Raw genomic sequence first — 23,165 nt, forward strand, 5'->3', positions numbered from 1 at the left:
ATAACTGTACTGAATACAATTTCGTAAATCAGGGAGATTTACGCCATGAGTCTGCTCAGCTCAGTGACAGGGATTCTGTTTACTCCAACCGTGCAAGTGGCTGAACCTCGAACCTTTGAGGAACTCGTTGCCGCTGAGGATTTGACGTTCAATGATCTTTCACCACAGGAAAAGCAAATCCTGATGGCCAGAAAGGGTGAGCTGACAATTGAGGAACTCAGGGCATTAAAGCTCGAAGAGGCCGAGTGTGCTGAGCTTGAAGAGGCGCATCGTATCCGGCTTCAAAAAAGTGCGATCTGGGATGGCCGCAGAATTGCTGTCACGATAGCCAAGGGAACCGGGGTTCTGGTCGTCGGTGCTTTTGCTGCCGGGGCCGCTTCTGTATCGGTGCCTGTTGCTGCCGGACTGGCTGTATGTTCAGGGGTGGGCTACCTGTTTTATCTGCGGACCCATTCAGGCGAGCTGGAAACACGTTCAAAGCAACTGACTGATTTTGTCATTACCCATGCACAACCCCAGAGAATCATTCGGGAACAGCTGGAGCTAAGAGAGTCTGAGCGTGCAGAGGCTCTGGATAGAAGGCTCCGTGAGGCAGAAGACGCGCTGAAGTTGGAGAAACAGCGAAAAGCAGAGTTGGCCGACCAGCTGCTCCCGGGAAAAGCGGATCTGGCATCAGGGCAAGAACACTTTAAACAAATGCAACATAGAATCGAAAAACTCAGGGCTGCGGAGAAACAGCAAAAAGAGTTGGCTGGTGAGTTGAAAACACTGACTGAGCAGCACAGGAAAGTTGATCGTGAGATGGTGGAAGTGCTTGATGAAGTTGAACAACTGAGTGAGGCGCTCAGGAACAGGCAAGGCAGTGACAAGGGAAGAGATCGCCAGCAGTTAAAACAACAGGATTTGAGGTTACAAGAGACACTTCAGCTTTTTCAGGAAAAGGTCGAGGCGCTTGAAGATGAAGCACGGATTCTGACTGAAACCATTAAAGAAAAAGATATTGAGTTTGAAAGGCTGAATCGGCAGAAAAACCATCAGACTACTGACATTCAGGCACTGATTTTGCAGAAGAAAGCCGTTGAGCGAGACACCATTAAACCATTGCAAAGAAGACTCAGGGCAGCCGAGCGGATGCTGATGGAGGCAGGAGCCGATCAGCAGGCTATTCAAAACCAGCTGTTTCAAACCCAGCAGACAGTTCGATCTCTGGAAACGGAGGTAAAGACGGTTTCTGATGAGGCGGTTACCCAAAAGCTTGATTTGGAGAGGGCTACTGAGAAGGCACTGTTCCTGGAGTCTCAGCTGAGTTCTGCCATTCAGCATAAAGACAAAACCTATAAGGACTACCTGATTGTCATTGATGAACTTAATGCTGTTCGTATGCAGCTTGAAAGCAGTCAGATGTTACAGCATGAGCTGGAGAATCAGCTGGAGAAGGATAAGGCGGCTCAACGCATTCAGGAAAGGCAACTGAGGTCAGATCTGGAACAATTGCAAAAAGAGAAGGCCGGGTTGATCAATAACTCAGCAAAGGTCGCTTCCGAGAATCAGTTTTATCGGGAGCAGATTGATCTGCTCACCCGGGAAGAGCAGATGGTCAGAGCCCGTTGGGTAGAAGCCCATAAGTCGACTCAGCGTCTCAAGGATGTTGAAAAAGAACTGCAGGCTCAGGGGGAACTGCTCCAGGAAACCAGAGTTCAGTTGCAACATGAGGCTTGTTCCAGAAAAGTGCTGACAGCAGAGCTCAATGGTTTTAAGCAACGGGAAGCAGCCGCTGCTAAAGAAAAAGGTTTGCTGGAGGTGCAGATCCAGCATCTCAGGGAACAGGAAAAGACCGATCGGGATGCGCTCGTCTTGACAGAGCGTCAGCTTGAAGAGAAAAAGAATGAGCTTAAATTGTTGCAGGAAAGTTATACCGGCCTTAAGGAGAATATCAGTCAGGGTGAGCTTTCGAATCAACAGCTCAGAGCCGAACTGGACCGGGTGAGACTAGAGGTGCTGGTTAGAGATAGAGAGATCAGGGAAGTTCGCGACCTTTTACAGAAAACAGAAAGTGTTCTGGAAAGCTCTGAGCAGAAGGCATTTGACCTGAATGCAGAGTATGAGTCTCTGCGCAGCCAGGCCATAGAGGGGACTGTGGTCAGCGCTATGGATCACGTGGATCAACTGACCAGTGATTCGCTGAATAGCAAAAACCACTCAAGAAAGGTTGAGGAGCAAAAGCATAACCTGGAGCTCCAGTTTCAGGCGCTGAGCAGTATGAATAAGCAGCTGCTCGAAGAAGTCACTCAGTTTAATAATAAACGAGGTCAGAAAAAAAGAAGAGTCTGGCAACAGCAAATCAGGCAGGCCAAATCTGAAGCTGAGCAGAGTCAGCTTCTTGCCAGAAAATTACAGCAGGACCTGATCAGCAAAAACGACTCAGTTCATGAAATGAGTGAGAGACTTAAGCAAGTTGAAGAGGCGTTCGCTCAGGTCTCGGAGCAGTTAAATGCCACAAAGCAGGAAGCGAGTGCTGTATCCGTTCAGCTGCAGTCAACCAAGATAGAGTCCGAAGAGCGAAGGCTAAAGCTCAAAGAATTGGAAGACTCCGGGGCTAAACTGCAATTCAGACTGGATTCCCTGACCAACGAGCTTGAGCTGCTCAGGTCAAAACCCGAAGGCATTGATAAAGAAGCTCATCAACGAGTCGTGGACGAGCTGGAAAAAGCACAAGGCAATGTCAAAAAATTACAGGGAGAGCTGAGTGCCAGTGACAATCTTGTAAGCGAATCTCTGGCTGATGTTCAGACGTTGCCAGAGCTCAAAGGTAAGCTCAGGGACATTGAGGAACAGCTGTCGCTCCTCGGGGGGTATTTGCAAACGCCTCATGAGTCGTTTCAAAGTAATGCTGATGAGTTTACCAGGACCTTGTCCCGGCTGAAGTCTGAATGTCAGGAGATCGTTGTTCTGACGGGACAGGAAATGACCGCTCTCAAACGTCAGGTCGAACAGCTCCATGATATGAACTATCTGTTGAAAGTTCAGGAAATAGAGGGTCAGACCAAGACTCTGGAAACTCAGGTTAAGCTGGTTGAAGCTCTGAGAACGCTCAATGGGTTGCAAAAGGGCAGCGACCCTGAACAGGCAGACAAGTTTGCTGAAGAATTGGTTGCTGCTGAAGCCTCGCTGCAGGCATCAAGACAGGAAGCGAAAGAGCTGTCACGGACTCTCATGACAGTGAAGAATCATCCTGTTATTCAGGCTGAAGCAGATCCCGAAGCCCTGGCGCTGGAACGGGTGCGCGATGATCTCTTGCTGGAGCAAAAAAAGTCAGCAGATTATCTCAGTCAGATCAATACGCTGAAGATGCAGTTTGTTCGACAGCATTCTGAAATGCCACTGTCGGAGATTCCTGATGAAGACTACCCCAGGGTAATTCTGGAAGTGGTTAAAAAGTACATTGCCGTTGATGAACATGAAACCCGTCTCGGGGCAGGTCTGGAAGCCATGCTGACCGAACCTCTGGATTATATTCACCGCATTGACGATTATGACGATGACGCCAGAGACTGGGAGATTGAGCTGGCTGGCGAAGAAGCTCTTGAGAGCTGGCAGCAGGCCCTGAATGAGGAACAGCTTCGCTCAAGGGCATACTTCAAAGAATTGATGGCCCTTCGGACATACCTGATCGCTGAACTGGAATATCGTGGATTAACAACAAAAGCGCTGGAATGGGGCATGGGCGAGCTACAAGACATTATTGTTGATCAACTGCGAAGGGATGGAAGGCTGAAAGACTCCTCCCAGACGATTTCACCCACAGCGATAACCATGCTTTCGTCATTGCAGTCGACGGCAAATGACCCGGGCAGTCTGCAGCTCGATGACCCTGTGGGATTGATATGGGATTATAGTGATTTTTTAGATCACTATTCAGGGGGCTTTAACGATTTAACTTCTTGTGCCTCTGACGATGAAGACAATCCGCCATCAGAATACGATTCGACCCAGTCTGAAGTCGACAGCCTTGAGGATTCTGTTGAGAATGAGACGCTCTGGCAGCAGCTGCCTGAAGATTTGGACTATCAGGAAGAGTTTTACCTTTACCAGCAAGTGAGCTCTGCAGTGGATGAGCTGGAGAAAATTGACCGGGAGCTTGAAGAGCTGGATTGGTCTGAATCTTCCGATGAAGAAACCGGGCCAGAGAGTCCGCGAGTCAGGCTGGAACAGAGGAAGCAAAAGCTTATCGACTGGCTCCGGCAGGAAGATGCTGTCAATATAATGCAAAAGTTTCGTTAGCAAGCGGGCAATACACAACCGTTAATATAACAACCTTGTTAGTCAAATCCTGAAAATAATCGGTCATAGTCCCCCGAAGGAATTAAATCAGTACTCCGGGGGAGGGAATTATGGCCAGAAAATCGCTCAAATTATCTATGGTCTTGGTCATGCTGTTGGCAACCGCTGTGTTGCCATTGCCAGTGCTGGCCATTGATCCGGCCATAATTGTGACCGGGGGAACGGCCCTGCTGGGGACTGGGCTTGGCGGACTCTCCTACAAATTTGGTCAATGGCTATACGGCCCGGACAACGGCAGTGATGATAAACCTGCTCCGGTATTGGTTGAACCGGTCTCTTTTTTTAATCCCGGTGAAGACAAGCCTTATGAAATTACTCTCAGGCTCCTTGAAAATGGCGGTGACGGAGGCGGTGGTGAAGGCGGAGAAGCGCACGTTAATCATAAACCTGACTCGGATTCGAGTCTCATCCCGACAGATCCTGCAAGTCCGAAAAAGCCTGGAAAACCTGTCGATGGGGTAAAAGGTGCTCAGGAAAAATGGGTGGTTGTCAGAGTTGAGAAAGGGGCTGCCAGTCGTGAGTTGCAGTCACTGATTGATCAGTCTCTGCCTGAAGCCGGAGAAGTGCTCTTTCATCCGTCTCCCAGTGCTCAGGCGACGTTAAATGGCTCACGCCACTTGGAAATGGCTACTACCCGGGCGCTGTTCAGTCAGTTGAGTGATCTGCGTCAGATTCTGGATTTCTACCGCAATGGTCAGGCTTTTCTTCTTGATAATGCCAGTCTGGATCAACGTACTGTGAAAGGCGGTAACCAAACATCTACCGGGAAGTTGCAGAGCGGTGAGAGCAGTCAGTGGCACAGCTTTGTACAAACTTATGGTTCGAAATCCCATTACTCATCACTGCCTGGTTTAGAAGGAATGAATGCCGACAGTCACGGGCTGAATGTCGGAGTATTCACTCAGGCCACTGAAAATACCCTTGTCGGCCTGATGCTGGGTAGCCGGAAAACATCAGCCAGTTTTCAGCAGAAATTGGGTTCGGGCTCCATAGAGTCTGTTCACTTTGGTCCGTTCCTGTCCTGGCAGAGGGATCAATGGCAGTTTGATGGTGCCCTGACTCTTGGTACCAAACAATACAGCAGCAAACGCACGGGTAGCGATGGTCATCGACTTCGAGCCTATCGCTCAGGCACCGACTGGAATGCCTTCGGTGCCCTGGGTTATGACATCGATATGGATAACTGGCTCGATGGTCTTACCGTCACACCTATGGTTGAGTTCCTTTATCATCATTCAGAGTCGGACAGCTTTAGAGAGAAAGGCTTGTCTGACGGAGCGCTGGCTGTGCGCGGGCAGTCTTTTGAGCAATCGATTTTACGATTGGGCAGTGACTTTGTCTTACTGAATGAAACCGGGGATACCCCCTCGGCCCTGAAGTTTTCTGCGGGCTACCAGCAGCAGACGGTGTTGAGTGGAAAGTCCAGATACACAGTTAATAATACCGGCCAGCATGCATCGTCAGAATATCGGGCTCAGGAGATTAACGACAATGGGTTGTATCTGAGTATGGGCTACAACACCACAATGTCCGGGCAATCCAGTCTGAGCATGAATTATACGGCGATTCGATCCAGTCGCAGTACTAGTGATGGCCTTCAGCTGAGCTACACACGATCTTTCTGATTGTTACCACAAAAACCGGGCTGTCTGGCTATTCTGGCCTTTAAAAGGATAACCAAACAGTAGAAATCGTGCATTGCCCGCATTTCTACACGAAAAGTGTCAAATAACCTTTGAATAGAGGTTCTGCTGCTGTTGTATCTGCGGCTTAAAATAACCATCAAACTGCATGCAGATGTTTCTGATCAGCATTTTGCCCCTGGGTTCCACCTTAATTCCCTGCTCAGTCAAAGAAAGCAAACCATCGTCAGCCATAGGTTTCAGTGCTGCCAGTGCATCAGAAAAATAGTCACTGAACTTGAGGCCATAATGCTCTTCCACCTCAGCAAAGTTCAGTTTGAAATGGCAGATCAGTTCGTTGATGACACTCTGGCGAATCTCATCGTCACGATTCATGGTCAAACCACGGTAGATTGGCAGGTGGGCTTCATTGATCGAGTTTTCATACGCTTCCATGCTGACATGGTTTTGCGCATAAACACCGCCCACCTTGCTGATAGAAGAGACGCCCATGGCAATCAGATCGCAGTGACTGTGTGTAGTGTAACCCTGGAAGTTTCTGTGCAGGGTGCCTGTTTCCTGGGCAATGGCCAGCTCGTCATCCGGCAGGGCAAAGTGATCCATGCCGATGAAGACATAGCCGCGCTCCACCAGCCTCTCGGTAGCCTTATGCAGAATGTCGAGCTTTTCCTCAGGAGAAGGCAGATCTGCCTCGTTGATCCTTCTCTGCGGTTTGAAACGGTGTGGCAGGTGAGCGTAGTTAAATAATGACAGTCGGTCTGGTGCCATCTCGATCACCCGGTTCACGGTATTCATAAAACCTTCGACGGTCTGATGAGGCAGGCCATAAATCAGGTCCATATGCACTGACTTGAAAGCCATGGTTCTGGCGGCATCCAGAACAGACTGAACCTGTTCTTCGGGTTGCACCCGGTTGATGGCTTTCTGAACCTTCTCGTCCAGATCCTGTACACCGATACTGATACGGTTAAAGCCCTCGTCACGCAGGCGAGACATCATGACCCAATCCACCTCGCGAGGGTCCAGCTCGATGGAAAAGTCCGAATGACTTTGACAGTTGAAGTTGAAGACGGATCTCAGCTTGTCCATCACCGCAGAAATCTGGTCCGGGCTCAGAAACGTCGGAGTGCCGCCACCAAAATGAAGCTGTTCGACTCTCTGCTCCCGGCCAAACAGACTGGCTTGCATGTCAATCTCGCGAAACAGGTAGTCAAGGTAGTCTTTTGCCTTGGAACGGTGTTTGGTGACTATCTTGTTGCAGCCACAGTAGTAGCAGACGTGGCTGCAGAAAGGTATGTGTACATAAAGCGACAGGGGTTTATTAGTCGCACTGCTTTCCCGGGCGCTGGATTCATAGTGCTCGGGTTTAAACCCCTCCTGAAACTGAACGGCAGTGGGGTAGGATGTGTATCTTGGGCCACTGAGGTCATACTTCTTGATCAGACCTGTATCCCATACGGGGGCTGTACTCATATTAACTCTCGAATTGGTTACAGCTCATCTGGCTGGGCTCTGTTGATGACTATACAGGTAAACAGCCGATTGACCGGTTCTTTTATTAACAGTTTAAAGACTAAAAAGCCAAATGTATTTGACGTGTGTCAATAAGTAGGTGACGCAATTCATACCGGTTCCCATGCTTTCGCGCCTGTGGGGCAGACATGGAAAAAGTTTTCTTTAGGGCTGTGGGTTCAGGAGAAAGGCCGTTAGAAATGCTAACCGGAATGTCATTAAGAGTTCTTTGCGTGAAGGCTAAAATCAATTGATAGCAAAGTAAGGAATTTGCTTCATTGCAAACCTGAGAGTTCATACAGGCAATCGGGAACTTTTAATGTCCGTTGCCTGTCTAACACTATAAATTATCACGGAGGATAGATCATGGCTTATGGATTAACACCAACAACAGACAGCTCCGCAACCGGGGCTAAATTTCAACCGCCGCAGAACAGTTCAGCGGGGTCTGATACTTGTCCGGCGACAACATCGAACGGTCGACGTCTGGTTGAGCCTGCATCTAGTACAAGTAGTACAAGCGCAACAGGATACGATCTGCGCCAACGTGGTTCATTGGATCAACGTACCTGTCAGTGGTTGGAAGAACTCCAAAGTTTTACAGGCCAGAATGTAACCGATGTAAATCGGGCTGCAAGCAGCGTCGCAACCACAGCGGAATCAGAACCATCGCAGTATTGTGAATCGGAGGGCACTGGCAAAGTTTTTGAAAAAATCGGAAAAATCCCTGCTGAGTTTATTCAAGAAATGACCAACTTAGTGTTAGAGGAAGAAAGATTTAAGCCTGAAGATTTATCCCAATTAAAAGAAGATAAAGATGCACTGCCATTTTTATTGACACCCTATGATGTAGTAGACGAGAACGGCAATCGTTACAGTGAATACATAATGTCAAAGGGTTCAGAGGGTTCAGAGGATTCAGAGGATTCAGAGGATTCAGAGGATTCAGAGGATTTTGAGGTCAGGGGCCTCCGGGTAGGTCTTAGGGAGTACACACTGGAGCCAGACACTGAGTTAAAGGTAAAAGCATTTTACTCATTTATGATGGGGGTGCAGGACAGTATAGATAAACTCCTTGGATTTGGAATTCTGGAAAGTGGTCATCCATTCATATACGAAGAAGATTCGAATTCCAGTACCCAGGATCATTACACTCCATGTATTACTATTGCACCTGACTGGAGCAGTCTGATTGATAATATAGATAATGATTATCTGGAAAAATTTGTAAAAAATATGGATGAAAGCAATTGTCAATTGCTCGACGATTGGCTAGAAATCACCCCATCAGGCAACCTCGATGATATACGTGATAAGTTGAAAATTGTTTTAAGTCCCGACTTATTGGATATGTTCTGTCAGAAGGTGTTCAAGATGATCAATCATTGAGCCACCTGCTCAAAACGGGCTGTTGCGTGCCCTATTGATTAGAACGGCTAACCGTTATGTCATCAAAAAGCTTTTGCGAGAAGGGTATAGTCCATTTACGACGAAGCAAGGATTTGCTGCGTTGAATAGTCTAAGGGGCTTCAGGTAATCGGGAACTTTTAATGTCCGTTGCCTGCCCAAAACCATTCATTATCACGGAGGATAGATTATGGCTTACGGAACAACAACTAGCAGCGCTGCAACCAGAGCTGAATTTCAACCGCCGCAATACACTGCAGCGGGGTCCAATAACTGTTCGACAACAACGTCAAATGGTCGAAGTCTCGTTGGGGTTGAGCCTTCATCTCATGTAAGCCCAACAAGACAAGATCCGCTCCAATCTGTTTCATGTGCTCAACGTACCTGTGAGCGTCTGGAAGTAATCCCAAATTTTACAGGCCGAAATGCAGCCGATGTAAGTCAGGGTTCAGGCAGCGCCGCAACCAGAGCGAAATCTCAACCACCGCAGAATTGTGAATCGGGGGCCAATGGCTATTCTGCACCAACTTATAGTTATCTAAGTGAATCTTCGAGTTCACCTAATAGTTTTTCAGGAGGAAACATGATGGGCCTAACTCTTGGAATTGGAGGAGAGCCCACAATCTTTCCTACAATTAATGGAATGTTTATTGAAACGAACCGGGGCTTTTATGATGGAATGTTTATTGAAACGGAGCAGGACTTTTATAAACGTCGGCTGAACGATGATAGTAAAAATCTGACCGATTATAGAGAACCGGGACCGGCCCAGCCACATCAGTAAAAAACGTTGCTGTAGAAAGGTAAGTGCACAAAAAGCGACAGGGGTTTATTGATCGCACTGCTTCCTCGAGCGATTCATTACTCTTTACTCGTTCCCACGCTCCAGAGGGTGTCGCAAAACTCTTTCCAGCATGGGAACGAGTTTACTCCCGTCATTCCCGCGAAGGCGGGAATCCACACTGACTCACCACCAGAACCATACTGCCCGGTGCCCTCCTGGCCTTGTCATCACCGAGAAGGCAGAGATCCACTGTTGGCGCTGGATTCCCGCCTTCGCGGGAATGACGACTTAGCTACCCACACTGGGACACAGAGCGCCTGAAAGCATGGGGTTAATCTCACCAAGGATCACAACGGCAAAGCATCCACTTCTGCGCCGACAGCACCCAATCAGTCTATGCTGGACAACAAATAACATTGGACTCAACCGGGAGAGAATATTTTGGGAGTTATTGGCCTTTGCAGTCTTGCATTGTTCAAGGTTCTTTTCGGTATTGTCACCTTCTCCGGAGTGATTACCTGGCAAGAGATTCAGTCAGGCCATATTGATACCCGAAGAAGTCCTGGCCAGCTGGCGGCTTACCTTGGCTATCTGACGCAATTGAAGCTGACTGGGAAATCGCCTGAAACTGCTGTTCTGGAGAATATTTTCAAGCTATCAAAGCAAAGGGCGCTGGAATGCAGTGATGGTCATTGTATGTTGGAAAGCCGACTGGCGTTGAATAGTTTTCCTTATTGGCTGGAAGACGACGTAGTACATCTGTTGCTGTTTATATCCGGCAAGGACTGGCAGGAAGAGTTTTTGCAGGAAGAGTCAAACCGGCTGTTAAAGAAAAATCTTGGCGAGTTACTGTCAAAGTACTCTCTGGAATGGTATGTCCATGTGAATCCGCCCCATAAACGAACGGTGGCGGGTCTGGCTCATGCTCATATCTTCCTCAGGAGTGTGAACTCAAAGGAGATTGCTGATCAGGTCGAGCAGATCTTGCAGTCTGGTCAATAAGGGCGGGATCCCTGGTCGTTCAGTAATGCCCGCCGTGTCCAACAGAGAGTACGGACATGACCCAACCCTGTTGCGGGCCCGGAATACTGTAGAGACCAAAGAGAATCATCATAATGCCGGCAATATTGCGGGTCAGGCTGGCTTGTATGACAGACGCCAGTTGTCTTGCAAATAGTCCGGTCAGAAATACAGAGGGCAGGGTGCCCAGCCCAAAAGCGGCCATCAATAAGGCAGACTGAGTCGGGTTATTCTGACTGGCAGACCAGATCAGTGTGCTGTAAACCAATCCACAGGGAAGCCAACCCCAAAGGGCACCCAGGGCCAGAGCATTAGGTGTGCTGCGAATAGGCAGTAGTTTGCTGGCGAGCGGTTGAATGTGTTTCCAGAGGTGCTGCCCCAGCTTTTCCATTTTCATCAGACCTTTCCACCAACCGGTGATATAAAGACCCATGGCGATCAGCATAGCGCTGGCAATGATTCGAAGTGAAGATTGCAGGGTTTCGCTGGCATCCCCCAGGAACCAGCCCACTAATCCAAGTAGCAGGCCCGCCAGAGCATAACTGCTGATTCGGCCTGCATGATATGTCAGCATTAACCAGCTGGTTTCAGCTTTTGAGCGCCCTCTGAGGGAAAGGCTAAGGGCCGAGGTGATACCCCCACACATGCCAATGCAGTGAGTACTTCCCAGCAAGCCAAGGGTGCTTGCGGCTAGTAGAGTGGGTACTTCGGTCATGGCTATCTATCTGCTCAGGGTTGTTTATATGCTCAGGGCTTTTTATAGGCTCAGGGCTGTTTCTGATCACTCTTTTTTGGACGGACGACTGGCTTTTGGCGGGCCATCGTCAAAAAGAATACTATGGGCGGGCCCTTCCAGATCATCAAACTGGTCATTATCGACTGCCCACAGGAATATCCTGACAGCAACGGCAATCAACACTACGGCTATAGGGATAAGAATGATCAGGCTTTCCATAGGGCTCTATACCTTCACAGCAACTTGCAGATTATTCGCATTTTCACGATCACTATCCCGGCTGGCAAGTTGTTCTCCCCGGGGAGCAGGCTTTTTGTCTTTGCTCAAACGCAGTGCGTTGCCTACTACCAACAGAGAACTCAGTGCCATGCCAATCGCAGCCATCCAGGGAGCCACCATAGCGGCCGCTGCCAGGGGCAGGGCCGTCATGTTGTAGCCAAATGCCCAGGCCAGATTCTGGCGAATGATCTTGCGGGTTCGCCTGACCAGGTCAAAGGCGTCAATCAGACGACTCAGGTCATCGGATAGAAGAACGGCATCGGCACTGGTCTTGGCCAGATCTGAAGCATTGCCCATGGCCAGAGAGATGTCTGCGCCGGCCAGAACCGGTACGTCATTAATACCATCGCCCACCATCAGAACATGTTCGCCATCAGCTTGTCGCTGACGAATAAATTGCAGTTTGTCATCCGGACTGGCCTGAGAGTGCCATTGTTCTATGGCTAATTGTCGGGAGACAGCTGCTACCACCGGCTCCTGATCACCACTGAGCAGTGTAACCCTGAAACCGGATTCTTTTAACTGAGCAATGACACGGGCCGCTTCGGGTCTGAGACTGTCTGCCACTTTAAACCAGCACAGTGGCAAGTCATTCTCGGACATCAGTAACCATTGTCCTTGCTGCTCCGGAGGTGCCGGTCTATTTGTTTGACAACAAAAATCGGGACGACCAATTTTGTAGTAATTTGCAGCCACTCTCGCTTCAATGCCCCGTCCGGTATGACTGACGACCTCTTCAGCCCTGAGGTCAGTGGCGACGGCAAAAGCTCTGGCAATCGGGTGTTCCGAATGCGCTTCAATGGCTGAAGCAATGGCGAGCAAATTATCTTCAGAATACTGGCAGTCGGCAACGGGATAAATGCCTTCCATTCTTAAACGGCCCTGGGTCAAGGTGCCGGTTTTATCAAAAACAATGTGGGTGATTTTGCCCAGACCTTCGAGTACATGACCCCGGGTAACCAGGAATCCTAATTTATGCAAATAGCCTGTTGCTGCCGTCAGAGCCGTTGGCGTTGCCAGAGAGAGTGCACAGGGGCAAGTGACGACCAGTACCGACAGGGTGATCCAGAACGCTTCTTCCGCTGCAACACCGGACCAGTAAAAGTAAACGACCGTTGCGGTCACCAGTACCGAAGCTACAAAGTAACCGGCAACACGATCTGCCAGTCGGGCAATGGCAGGTTTGTCCTGCTGGGCATGTTTTAGCAGTCGGAGAATCGCAGACATCCGGGTTTCTTCGCCCACATGAGTGATTTCAATTTCAAGGGCGTTGTCGATATTAAGGCTGCCTCCCATTACTGATTCACCTTTGCTGCGGGCTATTGGCAGATATTCGCCGGTCAGCATGGACTCATCGACACTGCTGCTTCCCTGCACTATAACGGCATCAGCCGGGATGGAATCACCGGGCAATACCCGAACATAGTCTTTGGGTTTCAGATCTTGAAGAGGGACTCGAACATACTTATCACCGTCTTTTTTCAGGCAGCTGGAGGGCAGCAGGTTGCTGAGGGCCCGGGCTGCCCGTGAGGTTGAGTGTCTTGCACGGAGTTCCAGATAGCGACCGGTCAGCAGGAAGAAAGTAAACATTGAAACCGAGTCGAAATACACTTCGCCACTGCCGTTTACCGTTGCCCAGAGGCTGGCAACATAGGCGCCACCGATGGCAATGGAGACCGGTACATCCATGCTGAGATGACGGGTACGGACATCTCGCAGAGCTGCTTTAAAGAAAGGTGCAGCAGAGTAGAGTATCACCGGAGTGGCCACCAGGGCACTGATGTATCGGATCAGATCCCGATAGGGGGCCGTCATGTCATTACTGATCGCTCCGGAGTATAGCGCGATGGCATACATCATGACCTGCATGGTGCCAATACCGGCAATGGCGAGGCGTCGTATAAATACGCGGTTCTCTTTCTTGAGCATGGCTTCCTGACGATCCGCTCGCCAGGGGTAGGCCTTGTAACCAATCTGGTGAATGGCGATCAGAATATCGCTGAGTGGAACCTGTTCATTATTCCAGCTGATCTGGGCTTCATGAGTACTCAGGTTAACAGTGACGTTTTCCACACCCTCGATCAGGCCAATATGACTCTCCAGCAGCCAGATACAGGCAGCACAGGTGATGCCTTCTATCAATAGGCTGGCCTGTCTTTCAGAATCGCCATTGCGGATCACAAAGTCCTGCTGAATGTCATCCCGGTCGTAGAGCCGGAGTTCTTCTTCCAGTCGCTGACTGAGTGCATTGGCTTGCAGACCGGGATCGGTGCGGTGCTGGTAATAGCTGTCCAGACCGCCGGCAATGATGGCTTCAGTCACCATCTTGCAGCCAGGGCAGCACATAGGCTGTTCTACATCTTCAACCATCGCCGTGTAAGGCGGAGTCCCTTCGATAGGCAGGTGACAATGGAAACAGTGGCAACTTTCAGAATGTTTACTCATCCACTCAATCCAAAATGCTTCAGGGTTCAGAGCTGGCTTTTGAGCTACCACGTGGCAGCAGCGCGCTGACAACACCGGCTTTCAGCATCAGAGGCTGATTCAGGCGCCAGCCTGTTTCGTAACCGACTTCAGGAATCAGTTCATCCAGTGTTTCCAGCTGGACATAGGTTTTCCCCTCAACCGCTTCATCAACCTGGCCCACATAGATCTGGGTGGACTGATCACCAGAGATGGAACGGTTGACCATGATGACCTTGTCCTGATCGGCGAATACCGGAGAAAGCAGGCTCAGTTTTAATTGTTTGGGCCACTCACTGATGTCGCCCTTCAGGGTGATTCGGACCTCTCCTGTCAGGTCATCAATCAGCAGGTTGGCACGAATGCCATAGTCCCTGGCGTTGTGATCACGGGTGAGGTCTTCATTGATCTGTTTACCTGTTTTGTAGTAGTCATCGACCACCACACTGTCCTGAATCTTGAACGCATAGTAGGTCCGGTAGCTGCCCCAGACAAAGGTGACGGCCAGTACTCCCAGAATTCCCCATACCCAGGGTTCCTGGTACCAGCGGGTGACGGGTTCATTCTTCACAAGGCTCATAATCGTTATTACCTGTCTTCAGATTTGCGGAGCAAGGAATCGGCTTTCGGCACTCACAGGCTCAATATCCGGCTGATCGCTGCTGATTATAAATTCAATATCGCGGCTGCCGGAATCGATAGAACCCGCAGGCAACACCAGTCGAACTACGTGTTGCGCAACTTCGCCAGCATTGACCGTAAAGCTCATATCGCCTTTGGTACTCAGATCCCCTATGTCCCTGACACTGACGGTCATGGTCAGCGGGCGCTGATCCTTGTTAGCCAGTTTGAGGATATAGGTATTTTCAATGCTGCCATCAGAAGTGGTGCGATAAAGCTGATTGCGGTCTCTGAGAATGTCCAGTTCCAGTGCCGAGCGATTGTTCAGGCTTCCTATGAACAATCCGATCATTGCTAGCAGGGCAGTGGTGTAAGCGATCAGCCTGGGACGTACGAAACGGGTTTTCTTACCTGAAAGCTCATTATCTGTGGTGTAGCGGATCAGGCCTTTTTCGTAGCCCATCTTGTCCATAATGCTGTCGCAGGCATCGATGCAGGCCGCACAGCCTATGCAGCCGATCTGCAGCCCGTTCCTGATATCAATACCGGTCGGACAGACCTGTACACAGACGCTGCAGTCAATACAGTCACCCAGTCCCTGGCTTTTGGGGTCCACACCTTTTTTGCGAGAGCCCCGGTTTTCACCACGGTTATGATCGTAGGCGACCACCAGAGTGTCCCGGTCAAACATAACACTCTGGAACCGTGCATAGGGGCACATGTGCAGGCAGACCATCTCCCTCAGATAACCAGCATTGCCGTAAGTTGCCAGAGTGAAGAAGCCCAGCCAGAAAAGCGCCCAGGGGCTTACCTTCAGGGACAAAATATTCGGAACCAGTTCCCGAATCGGAGTAAAGTACCCGACAAATGTGATAGCCGTGGCAACAGAAACACTCAGCCAGATACCATGCTTTGCCAGTTTGCGCAGAACTTTTTCTGCCGATACTGGACCTTTATCCCTGCGTATTCGCTGGTTGCGTTCACCTTCTGTGATCTTCTCCGCCCACATAAATACCCAGGTGAACACACTTTGGGGGCAGGTGTAGCCACACCAGATCCGACCGGCAAACACCGTTATGGCAAACAGGCCAAAGGCGCAGATAATCAAGAGCCATGACAGCAGAATAAAGTCCTGCGGCCAGAAAGTAGCGGAAAAAATATGAAATTTACGCTCTGGCAAGTCGAACAGCACAGCCTGTCGGCCATCCAGATTTAGCCAGGCCGTGCCGAAATACAGAAGGAATAACAGCGCTCCCCCGACTAGCCTGAGATTGCGAAAGTACCCCTGGAAACTGCGAGTGTAGATTTTGTCCGGTTTTTGATACAGGTCAATCAATTCCGGTCCATTGGATTGGATTTTTTGGTCTGACTCTGGCATTTCACTTCACTGCCCTGATGGTCGATACAGGCTGTCCAGCGAACCGAATTCTCCCCTATGAATTTGAGAAGCGGTCCTTCGAACGGCATTTGTTTTTCATTGCTTATAAAAGATGCTATCGGAAACTCGGCATTATTTTACATGATAAAAAAAACCGCAGCCAGATGACTGCGGTTTTCATGACAAGGTGCCAGAAGGTAATTATACCAATCGAACTTTCTAACTCCCTATTGCGCTGAAGATTTGAGCCTTAATCCTGCGTTGCCGATCGTCGCCATAGCTAAGGCTATGACTCCTCACGCCGCCTTGTCTTAAGGCTCAAATCTCCATGCTCATCACGGGAGTTAGAAAGCACGATTGGTATTAGTCCTGCGCTTCTTCGTTGTCTTTGTTGTCTGCGTCCAGACTGAATACGTAGGTAGCGACCAGATGGACTTTTTCACTGCCCAGAATGTCTTTCCAGGCTGGCATTACACCGTTACGACCTTTGCGAATGGTGTATTCCACCTGAGCCTGGCTTGAGCCATACAGCCAGATCTCATCGGTCAGGTCGGGTGCCCCCAGCGTCTGGTTACCTTTGCCGTCGGCACCATGACACACTGCACAAGTCGTGTCATAAATCTTCTTGCCTGCAGTCATTGTGGCCGTGTCTACCTTGTCGATCAGACCTGCATTAGCACGGATGAAAGTGGCAACGTCACGAACACCTTTCTCTCCAATCACCGCACCCCAGGCAGGCATCTGCCCGTTGCGGCCTTCCATGATCGTGGTGGTGATGGCGTCAGCCGTGCCACCATAGAGCCAGGCATTGTCGGTCAGGTTCGGGAAGCCAAAAGCACCGGCGGCATCACTTCCGTGACACAAGGCACAGTTGTTCAGGAAGATACGCTCACCCATCTTGACGGCTTTAGGGTTCTTAACCAGCTCTTCGATCGGAGTATCAGCGTACTGGGCAAACAGTGGCTGATAACGGCGATCATGTTTTAGCTGGTGACGTTCCAGTTCACCCGTAGAAGTCCAGCCCAGAAAGCCCTTCCAGTTTCCCAGGCCCGGGTAGAGAGCCAGGTAAACAGCAGAAAAGATGAAGGTGGCGACAAACAAAGCCAGCCACCATTTAGGCATGGGGTTATCCAGCTCTTCGATACCGTCGTAGGCGTGCCCGGTGGTTTCAGTCGTTGTCTCTTCGCGCTGCTGCTTCCAGGTAGTAAACAGCACATAGATTACAAATGCCAGGCAGGCCAGAGTAAGGATGACGACCCATCCACTCCAGAAACTACTCATCATTATATGGCCCCTTTGTCCTTGTCTGCGTGCTCAGTATTTGCTATGCCACTGGCGTGTTGCGTATTTATATGAGCTTCGTCATCTGCAAACGGCAATGATGCCGCTTCATTAAAGTCGCGCTTTTTATGGCCACTGTACGCCCAGAAACAAACCCCCACAAAGGCGAGCATGGCTAACACAGTGGACAGTCCTCTCAGATCATTAATATCCATGAGTGTCACCGTTTGTTCTGGAGAGCGGTGCCCAGTGACTGCAGATAAGCCACTACGGCGTCCATTTCAGAGTGACCCTTGACAGCGGCAGCTGCACCTTCAATGTCATCATCGGTGTAGGGTACGCCCAGGCTTCTCAGAACTTCCATTTTCTTGCCGGTCAGTTTGCCGTCCAGAACGTTTTCATTCAGCCATGGATAAGATGGCATGATGGACTCGGGCACAACATCTCTGGGGTTGTTCAGGTGGGCACGGTGCCACTCGTCAGAGTAACGACCACCAACTCGGGCCAGGTCCGGGCCTGTTCGTTTAGAGCCCCACAGGAAGGGATGGTCGTAGACAGATTCGCCGGCTACAGAGTAGTGACCGTAACGCTCTACTTCAGCGCGCAAGGGGCGAACCATTTGTGAGTGACAGCCTACACAGCCTTCGCGAATGTAGATGTCACGACCTTCCAGTTGAAGGGCGTTGTAAGGCTTCAGGCCTGCCACCGGCTCAGTGGTGGTTTTCTGGAAGAACAGTGGCACAATCTCAACGAGGCCGCCAAAGCTGATGGCTACTACGATCAGTGCCACCATTAAACCAAGATTTTTTTCAACTAAATCATGTTTTTTCATGGTGAACTCCCCCGGTCAGGCCGTCTGTACAGGTGACGCCTGAACTTCACCTTCCTGCTGGTTTTCACTGCCCTGTCTGACAGTGCGGTATAAGTTGTAAGCCATGATCAGAACACCTGCTACGAAGAAGGCGCCACCGATTGCACGGACAACGTAGCCAAAGTGGCTGGCGGTTACAGACTCGAGGAAGCTGTAGGTCAGGGTGCCGTCGTTGTTTACAGCTCTCCACATCAGGCCCTGGGTAATGCCGTTGACCCACATAGCCACAACGTATAGAACGGTTCCGATAGTAGCCAGCCAGAAGTGAGCGTTGATCAGGCCAACACTGTACATCTGTTCACGACCACACACCTTGGGAATCAGGTGGTACAGGGAGCCGAAGGAGACCATGGCTACCCAGCCCAGTGCGCCGGAGTGGACATGACCGATCGTCCAGTCGGTGTAGTGAGACAGAGCGTTGACTGTCTTGATGGCCATCATAGGGCCTTCAAAGGTCGACATACCGTAGAAGGACAGGGATACCACCAGGAAACGCAGAATTGGATCGGTGCGCAGTTTGTGCCAGGCGCCGGACAGGGTCATGATGCCGTTGATCATGCCTCCCCAGGATGGAGCCAGCAGAATCAGGGACATTACCATACCCAGGCTCTGGGCCCAGTCGGGCAGTGCGGTGTAATGCAGGTGGTGTGGGCCCGCCCAGATGTAGATGGCGATCAGAGCCCAGAAGTGCACGATAGACAGGCGGTAAGAGTATACCGGACGCTCAGCTTGTTTGGGTACGAAGTAGTACATCATTCCCAGGAAGCCAGCGGTCAGGAAGAAGCCTACTGCATTGTGTCCGTACCACCACTGAATCATGGCATCCATAGCGCCAGCGTAAGCAGAGTAAGACTTGGTCAGGGTGACGGGTACAGAGGCGCTGTTGACAATATGCAGGATCGCAACAGTAATGATAAAGGCACCGAAGAACCAGTTGGCAACATAGATGTGCCTGGCTTTACGTTTCATGATTGTGGCAAAGAAGACAATCGCGTAGCTTACCCAGACAATGGCAATCAGGATATCGATGGGCCATTCCAGTTCGGCATATTCCTTTGAAGAAGTCATGCCCATAGGCAAGGTAATAGCGGCCAGGACAATCACCAGCTGCCAACCCCAGAAAGTAAAAGATGCCAGTCCGGGCATGGCCAGTGGAGCCTGACAGGTTCTCTGAACGACATAGTAAGAGGTGGCGAAAAGGACGCAGCCTCCAAATGCAAAAATAACGGCGTTTGTGTGTAAGGGTCTCAGTCTGCCAAAACTGGTCCAGGGTAGATCAAGATTCAGTTCAGGGAATACCATCTGGGTAGCGATGAACAGTCCCATCCCCATCCCGACGACGGCCCAAACCACCGCCATGATGGCAAACTGCCTGACAACCTTATAGTTATAGGTTGGCTGTATCGTTGCAGTGCTCATGCTCCGTGTTACCTTCGGGTTCTGCTAACAATTATTACGACTTGGAGATAACCTGAGGCTTTGCAACTTTGACCGAAAATCCAGTAACACATTCCAATTTTGGTATTCACTTTGACACTGGGCGCAGTGTTTTCAGAGTCAGGCCAAGGCTATCTGGTCGCCAAAGTCTTCTGAAAAGTAAAGGTGAAACTGTTTTACTGGATTTCAGGCCAGATATTCTTTGCTACTGGCCAGCTCCCCCGGGTTTACGTAAGGCCGTGCTTCCTGCAAATTTTTTGTTAGTAAAAATGCAGTTAACGAGTTGAGTCGGAACGTTGCGCTCATGAGGGCGGCCAAAAAGCTGCGCTCGCGAGTGTTTGATATAAGACAGTTGTCAAATTCATTACCTGACAGAGATCCTCAGGCTCTGGCTGAATGACTTGGGACTGACCTATTACCTTCAGACTCCGAGTGTTTTGATCCTGATCCGATAGTCCTGATCTTGCACACTTCTGGTTATTATCCGGTCCTTATCGGTTGGCAGAGTTTTGTGATACCGCCAAACCCGTCGCAATCATACAGAAATATTACTTGGCCTGCTAATGCTTTTTGGGTATGACTGGCTGCTATGTATTGAAATCTTTTGTGATGGCCTGTTTTGTATAGAGTCTGTCAGGATCGCCATGGGGTCAGGGCTGTATCAGACGAGTAAGATGGGTCATTGCTGTCAATTTCTGCCATTGTCAGAGGATGTTCAGTTTTGTGTCAGTGTTAGCAGAAGCCAGAAGCCAGAAGCCAGAAGCCAGAAGCACAAAAGTCTGCTCTGCATGAGATCTGTCTATTGCTGGAAGAAACGCCAGTAGCCGCATAACAACCCAGATGGCTATTGAACTGAACTGTTCGTATTCATCAGAGTGAGTAGGTGATTGCTGTTCCAGAATGTTTATAGATAATTTGCACAGCCCTTTTATAAAGGCCTGTAAGGGAAAGCCAAACATATGTGCAAGTCCAAAATTATGATTTCTATCATCGTCCGCTTTATGAGAAAGTGAATCATTATGGATTTCCTTTGAAGTTTTCATTATCTCTGGATCAGGTCTTTTATTCTGCTTGATATGTGAGAAATAGTTATGGTACTTATGATCATGTCTTGAAATAAAAAAATCCTCCGTCATTTCATACGGCTGCATAGCGGACCAATAGACTATTTCTAATGAGGTTCTATGTGGTGCCTGTCAGAAAACCCAGAAAATTCACAGCGAATTCTGACTGACATCCATTCATAGCGACTGAACTTTACTGCTACGGCAAGCAAAGGCTATTTCTTATACTCATTTGTGTGGAATATAAACAAAAACACCCTTTCCAAATCGTGCAAAACCCTCATGCATAGCACGATAAAACAAAAACTGACCGGTAACAGGCTGGAAAGCTATTGACGATCTCTACTCAGAAGAATTTTACCTAATCGCTTTAGATTGCTGGCAACAACAGCAGCGCAACGTACCGCTTAAAGCCTACAATGCCTTTATCCGGGCATTTGTCCAGGCCATTGGCTTCCTAAAAAAAATGACACCCATAAATTTGTTTTCTTCAGGAATAGAGCCATTAAAATAGGTGAATTTGACAAAATACGGCAATGCCGTATACTTCTAATCTATGATTTTCATCGAAACAAGTAAATTTACCAAGATACTCTCTTATTATTTGTCAGATGATGAATACAGAATGTTGCAATGGCACCTTCAGGAGAAACCTGATTCTGGTGACATTGTTCGTGGTAGCGGAGGTGTCCGTAAAGTACGTTGGGCACCAGAAGGCAAAGGTAAAAGTGTTGGCGTTAGAGTAATTATTACTGGAAAAAGAGTGACCATGAAATATGAATGCTCACAATGTACAGTAAGTCTGAACAAGCCTCTATACCCGGCCACATACTTAGAAAGATTGCGGAGGCTATCGTAAATGAATGATCGTGATATCGGCCAAGAAATTCTTGATGGTATAGAAGAAATTAAGGCTTTTAAATCAGGTAAGGGAAAGTTGAAAACTTCTACTCTTTCAGAGCCATCTCCAGCCAAAGAAATTCGACAAAAATTACAACTTTCACAATCAGCATTTGCTGGTTTCATGGGAGTGAGTATCAGAACCATTCAAGACTGGGAGCAAGGACGTAGAACGCCACAAGGTCCGGCAAAAGCCTTGCTCAGAATAGCAGAGCAGTGTCCTGAAGTATTTCAAGAGTTACGCTAACCCATAAAGTAAAATAGACACCCATAAATTTGCTTTACCATCCACCTGGTCTACTTTTTCACCCATCACTGATTTTTTACCCAGACAGGTAAGTTCATGGCCCAAGCTCGCAATACCCTGATTGATCCCGGCACAACGCCTTATTACCACTGCATGGCAAGATGTGTTCGTCAGGCTTACCTCTGTGGAGAGAACCACCTGACTGGCAAGAACTACGAGCATCGCCGCCAGTGGGTGGTGGATAAACTCCGGGAACTGGTTTCAGTCTTTGCTATCGAAGTCTGCGCTTACGCTGTCATGTCGAATCATTATCATGTGGTTTTGCACATCAATCAGTCATCTGCCAGAGGCTGGTCACGGGACGAAGTGCTTCATCGTTGGACGACCTTGTTTACGGGTCCACTTCTGGTGCAAAGGTATTTGGCTGCTGACAAACTGGGCAGCGCTGAATTGGCCCGTATTGATGAATATGCTGAGGAATACCGGCGTCGTTTAACGGATATCAGCTGGTTTATGCGCTGCCTGAATGAATGTCTTGCTCGTAAGGCCAACAAAGAAGACGAGTGTAAAGGACGCTTCTGGGAAGGTCGCTTTAAAAGCCAGGCATTGCTGGACGAAGCAGCGTTACTGACCTGCATGACCTATGTTGACTTGAATCCGATTCGGGCTGGAAAGGTAGAAACACCCGAAGAGTCCGACTACACGTCGATTCAGGAACGCGTGGAGCAGGTTACACATTCTGAGACTAAAAAACAGCCGCTGACCCTGAAACCTTTTTGTTCGCAGGGCCAGAATACGGACGTTGCCCTTCCCTACCTTCTTCACGACTATCTGGAACTGGTTGACTGGAGCGGTCGCATTGTTAGAACAGATAAGAAAGGTTTCATCCCGTCGTGCACCCCTCCGATTCTTCAAAGGTTGGACATTGATCCGGATGAGTGGCTGAAAACCATGCAATGGAATAATCGTTTTTATCGGGCAGTTGGCCGTCTGGAAGCGATGAAGGCCTTTGCACTTGAAGCCGGACAGAAGTGGCTTCGAGGTTTAAACGCCTGCAGTCGTTTGTACCTGACAGGTTAGCGTAGAAGTCAGTTAAGAAGTCAAAGACGCTCTCTTTATCTCTTCGACGTATGTCAGAATGGATTTACATTGTCTGAATTATGGCTTGGACAGCCTCTGTT

General features: G+C 49.3%; 19 protein-coding genes. 8 read left to right on the forward strand and 11 right to left on the reverse strand.

Going from position 1 to position 23,165, the window contains the following annotated elements:
* The first annotated feature begins 45 nt into the window (after window positions 1-45).
* The gene (locus ACOJUO_RS17140) at window positions 46-4,281 is read left to right on the forward strand and encodes a hypothetical protein (RefSeq protein ID WP_422137607.1); all 4,236 of its coding nucleotides are present in this window, start codon (window positions 46-48) and stop codon (window positions 4,279-4,281) included.
* Between the two features lie 110 nt (window positions 4,282-4,391).
* Window positions 4,392-5,966 carry an autotransporter outer membrane beta-barrel domain-containing protein gene (locus ACOJUO_RS17145; RefSeq protein ID WP_422137608.1) on the forward strand — a complete coding sequence of 525 codons (1,575 nt, stop codon included), beginning with the start codon at window positions 4,392-4,394 and terminating at the stop codon, window positions 5,964-5,966.
* Between the two features lie 99 nt (window positions 5,967-6,065).
* Here ACOJUO_RS17145 and hemN read toward each other — a convergent pair whose 3' ends face one another.
* A complete protein-coding gene (hemN, locus tag ACOJUO_RS17150; RefSeq protein WP_422137609.1) occupies window positions 6,066-7,457 on the reverse strand; it encodes an oxygen-independent coproporphyrinogen III oxidase in 1,392 nt (463 codons plus the stop codon).
* A gap of 405 nt (window positions 7,458-7,862) precedes the next feature.
* On the opposite strand from hemN, the gene ACOJUO_RS17155 reads away from it, so the two are divergent.
* The 4 genes from ACOJUO_RS17155 to ACOJUO_RS17170 all read left to right on the forward strand — a co-directional run bounded on the left by ACOJUO_RS17155 (window position 7,863) and on the right by ACOJUO_RS17170 (window position 10,689).
* Entirely contained in the window at window positions 7,863-8,885 is a 1,023-nt protein-coding gene (locus ACOJUO_RS17155) for a hypothetical protein (protein ID WP_422137610.1), read from the forward strand.
* A gap of 208 nt (window positions 8,886-9,093) precedes the next feature.
* Window positions 9,094-9,687 carry a hypothetical protein gene (locus ACOJUO_RS17160; protein WP_422137611.1) on the forward strand — a complete coding sequence of 198 codons (594 nt, stop codon included), beginning with the start codon at window positions 9,094-9,096 and terminating at the stop codon, window positions 9,685-9,687.
* A gap of 108 nt (window positions 9,688-9,795) precedes the next feature.
* Complete coding sequence (locus ACOJUO_RS17165; RefSeq protein WP_422133218.1) at window positions 9,796-10,008, forward strand: hypothetical protein; 213 nt, start codon at window positions 9,796-9,798, stop codon at window positions 10,006-10,008.
* Window positions 10,009-10,128: 120 nt separating this feature from the next.
* Window positions 10,129-10,689 carry a DUF3605 domain-containing protein gene (locus ACOJUO_RS17170; protein WP_422137612.1) on the forward strand — a complete coding sequence of 187 codons (561 nt, stop codon included), beginning with the start codon at window positions 10,129-10,131 and terminating at the stop codon, window positions 10,687-10,689.
* 19 nt (window positions 10,690-10,708) lie between these two features.
* Here the strand turns inward: ACOJUO_RS17170 and ACOJUO_RS17175 are convergent, their stop codons facing one another.
* The 10 genes from ACOJUO_RS17175 to ACOJUO_RS17220 all read right to left on the reverse strand — a co-directional run bounded on the left by ACOJUO_RS17175 (window position 10,709) and on the right by ACOJUO_RS17220 (window position 20,816).
* The gene (locus tag ACOJUO_RS17175; protein WP_422133220.1) at window positions 10,709-11,422 is read right to left on the reverse strand and encodes a sulfite exporter TauE/SafE family protein; all 714 of its coding nucleotides are present in this window, start codon (window positions 11,420-11,422) and stop codon (window positions 10,709-10,711) included.
* Window positions 11,423-11,488: 66 nt separating this feature from the next.
* The gene (ccoS, locus tag ACOJUO_RS17180) at window positions 11,489-11,662 is read right to left on the reverse strand and encodes a cbb3-type cytochrome oxidase assembly protein CcoS (RefSeq protein ID WP_422133221.1); all 174 of its coding nucleotides are present in this window, start codon (window positions 11,660-11,662) and stop codon (window positions 11,489-11,491) included.
* 6 nt (window positions 11,663-11,668) lie between these two features.
* The gene (locus ACOJUO_RS17185) at window positions 11,669-14,167 is read right to left on the reverse strand and encodes a heavy metal translocating P-type ATPase (protein ID WP_422137613.1); all 2,499 of its coding nucleotides are present in this window, start codon (window positions 14,165-14,167) and stop codon (window positions 11,669-11,671) included.
* A 19-nt stretch (window positions 14,168-14,186) separates the two neighbouring features.
* Complete coding sequence (locus ACOJUO_RS17190; RefSeq protein ID WP_422133223.1) at window positions 14,187-14,765, reverse strand: FixH family protein; 579 nt, start codon at window positions 14,763-14,765, stop codon at window positions 14,187-14,189.
* Window positions 14,766-14,783: 18 nt separating this feature from the next.
* Complete coding sequence (gene ccoG / locus ACOJUO_RS17195) at window positions 14,784-16,184, reverse strand: cytochrome c oxidase accessory protein CcoG (RefSeq protein ID WP_422133224.1); 1,401 nt, start codon at window positions 16,182-16,184, stop codon at window positions 14,784-14,786.
* Between the two features lie 363 nt (window positions 16,185-16,547).
* Window positions 16,548-17,468: a cytochrome-c oxidase, cbb3-type subunit III gene (ccoP, locus tag ACOJUO_RS17200; protein ID WP_422133225.1), complete on the reverse strand. Its 921-nt coding sequence runs from the start codon at window positions 17,466-17,468 to the stop codon at window positions 16,548-16,550.
* Window positions 17,468-17,680: a cbb3-type cytochrome oxidase subunit 3 gene (locus tag ACOJUO_RS17205; RefSeq protein WP_422133226.1), complete on the reverse strand. Its 213-nt coding sequence runs from the start codon at window positions 17,678-17,680 to the stop codon at window positions 17,468-17,470. The genes ccoP and ACOJUO_RS17205 overlap by 1 nt, the downstream gene beginning before the upstream one ends.
* 5 nt (window positions 17,681-17,685) lie before the next feature.
* A complete protein-coding gene (gene ccoO / locus ACOJUO_RS17210; protein ID WP_422133227.1) occupies window positions 17,686-18,297 on the reverse strand; it encodes a cytochrome-c oxidase, cbb3-type subunit II in 612 nt (203 codons plus the stop codon).
* A gap of 15 nt (window positions 18,298-18,312) precedes the next feature.
* Window positions 18,313-19,755 (reverse strand): cytochrome-c oxidase, cbb3-type subunit I, encoded by a 1,443-nt coding sequence (ccoN, locus tag ACOJUO_RS17215; protein ID WP_422133228.1) that lies wholly within the window; start codon window positions 19,753-19,755, stop codon window positions 18,313-18,315.
* A gap of 722 nt (window positions 19,756-20,477) precedes the next feature.
* Window positions 20,478-20,816, reverse strand: a complete 339-nt coding sequence (locus ACOJUO_RS17220) for a hypothetical protein (RefSeq protein WP_422137614.1) — start codon at window positions 20,814-20,816, stop codon at window positions 20,478-20,480.
* An 880-nt stretch (window positions 20,817-21,696) separates the two neighbouring features.
* Between ACOJUO_RS17220 and ACOJUO_RS17225 the strand changes: the two genes are divergently transcribed.
* Together ACOJUO_RS17225 and ACOJUO_RS17230 are read left to right on the forward strand one after the other, a co-directional pair.
* Window positions 21,697-21,984 (forward strand): helix-turn-helix domain-containing protein, encoded by a 288-nt coding sequence (locus ACOJUO_RS17225; RefSeq protein WP_422133231.1) that lies wholly within the window; start codon window positions 21,697-21,699, stop codon window positions 21,982-21,984.
* A 96-nt stretch (window positions 21,985-22,080) separates the two neighbouring features.
* Window positions 22,081-23,064: a transposase gene (locus ACOJUO_RS17230; RefSeq protein WP_422137615.1), complete on the forward strand. Its 984-nt coding sequence runs from the start codon at window positions 22,081-22,083 to the stop codon at window positions 23,062-23,064.
* Window positions 23,065-23,165 lie beyond the last annotated feature (101 nt).

Origin of the sequence: Endozoicomonas sp. ALC020, assembly GCF_049275935.1 — a bacterium.
In the GTDB taxonomy this organism is placed as follows: Bacteria; Pseudomonadota; Gammaproteobacteria; order Pseudomonadales; family Endozoicomonadaceae; genus Endozoicomonas_A.

What these genes read in the sequence shown, in the direction of transcription:
- ACOJUO_RS17140 (WP_422137607.1), top strand. Translation starts at nt 46, where the DNA reads ATGAGTCTGCTCAGCTCAGTGACAGGGATTCTGTTTACTCCAACCGTG.
- ACOJUO_RS17145 (WP_422137608.1), top strand. Translation starts at nt 4,392, where the DNA reads ATGGCCAGAAAATCGCTCAAATTATCTATGGTCTTGGTCATGCTGTTG.
- hemN (WP_422137609.1), bottom strand. Translation starts at nt 7,457, where the DNA reads ATGAGTACAGCCCCCGTATGGGATACAGGTCTGATCAAGAAGTATGAC.
- ACOJUO_RS17155 (WP_422137610.1), top strand. Translation starts at nt 7,863, where the DNA reads ATGGCTTATGGATTAACACCAACAACAGACAGCTCCGCAACCGGGGCT.
- ACOJUO_RS17160 (WP_422137611.1), top strand. Translation starts at nt 9,094, where the DNA reads ATGGCTTACGGAACAACAACTAGCAGCGCTGCAACCAGAGCTGAATTT.
- ACOJUO_RS17175 (WP_422133220.1), bottom strand. Translation starts at nt 11,422, where the DNA reads ATGACCGAAGTACCCACTCTACTAGCCGCAAGCACCCTTGGCTTGCTG.
- ccoS (WP_422133221.1), bottom strand. Translation starts at nt 11,662, where the DNA reads ATGGAAAGCCTGATCATTCTTATCCCTATAGCCGTAGTGTTGATTGCC.
- ACOJUO_RS17185 (WP_422137613.1), bottom strand. Translation starts at nt 14,167, where the DNA reads ATGAGTAAACATTCTGAAAGTTGCCACTGTTTCCATTGTCACCTGCCT.
- ACOJUO_RS17190 (WP_422133223.1), bottom strand. Translation starts at nt 14,765, where the DNA reads ATGAGCCTTGTGAAGAATGAACCCGTCACCCGCTGGTACCAGGAACCC.
- ccoG (WP_422133224.1), bottom strand. Translation starts at nt 16,184, where the DNA reads ATGCCAGAGTCAGACCAAAAAATCCAATCCAATGGACCGGAATTGATT.
- ccoP (WP_422133225.1), bottom strand. Translation starts at nt 17,468, where the DNA reads ATGATGAGTAGTTTCTGGAGTGGATGGGTCGTCATCCTTACTCTGGCC.
- ACOJUO_RS17205 (WP_422133226.1), bottom strand. Translation starts at nt 17,680, where the DNA reads ATGGATATTAATGATCTGAGAGGACTGTCCACTGTGTTAGCCATGCTC.
- ccoO (WP_422133227.1), bottom strand. Translation starts at nt 18,297, where the DNA reads ATGAAAAAACATGATTTAGTTGAAAAAAATCTTGGTTTAATGGTGGCA.
- ccoN (WP_422133228.1), bottom strand. Translation starts at nt 19,755, where the DNA reads ATGAGCACTGCAACGATACAGCCAACCTATAACTATAAGGTTGTCAGG.
- ACOJUO_RS17220 (WP_422137614.1), bottom strand. Translation starts at nt 20,816, where the DNA reads ATGAAAACTTCAAAGGAAATCCATAATGATTCACTTTCTCATAAAGCG.
- ACOJUO_RS17225 (WP_422133231.1), top strand. Translation starts at nt 21,697, where the DNA reads ATGAATGATCGTGATATCGGCCAAGAAATTCTTGATGGTATAGAAGAA.
- ACOJUO_RS17230 (WP_422137615.1), top strand. Translation starts at nt 22,081, where the DNA reads ATGGCCCAAGCTCGCAATACCCTGATTGATCCCGGCACAACGCCTTAT.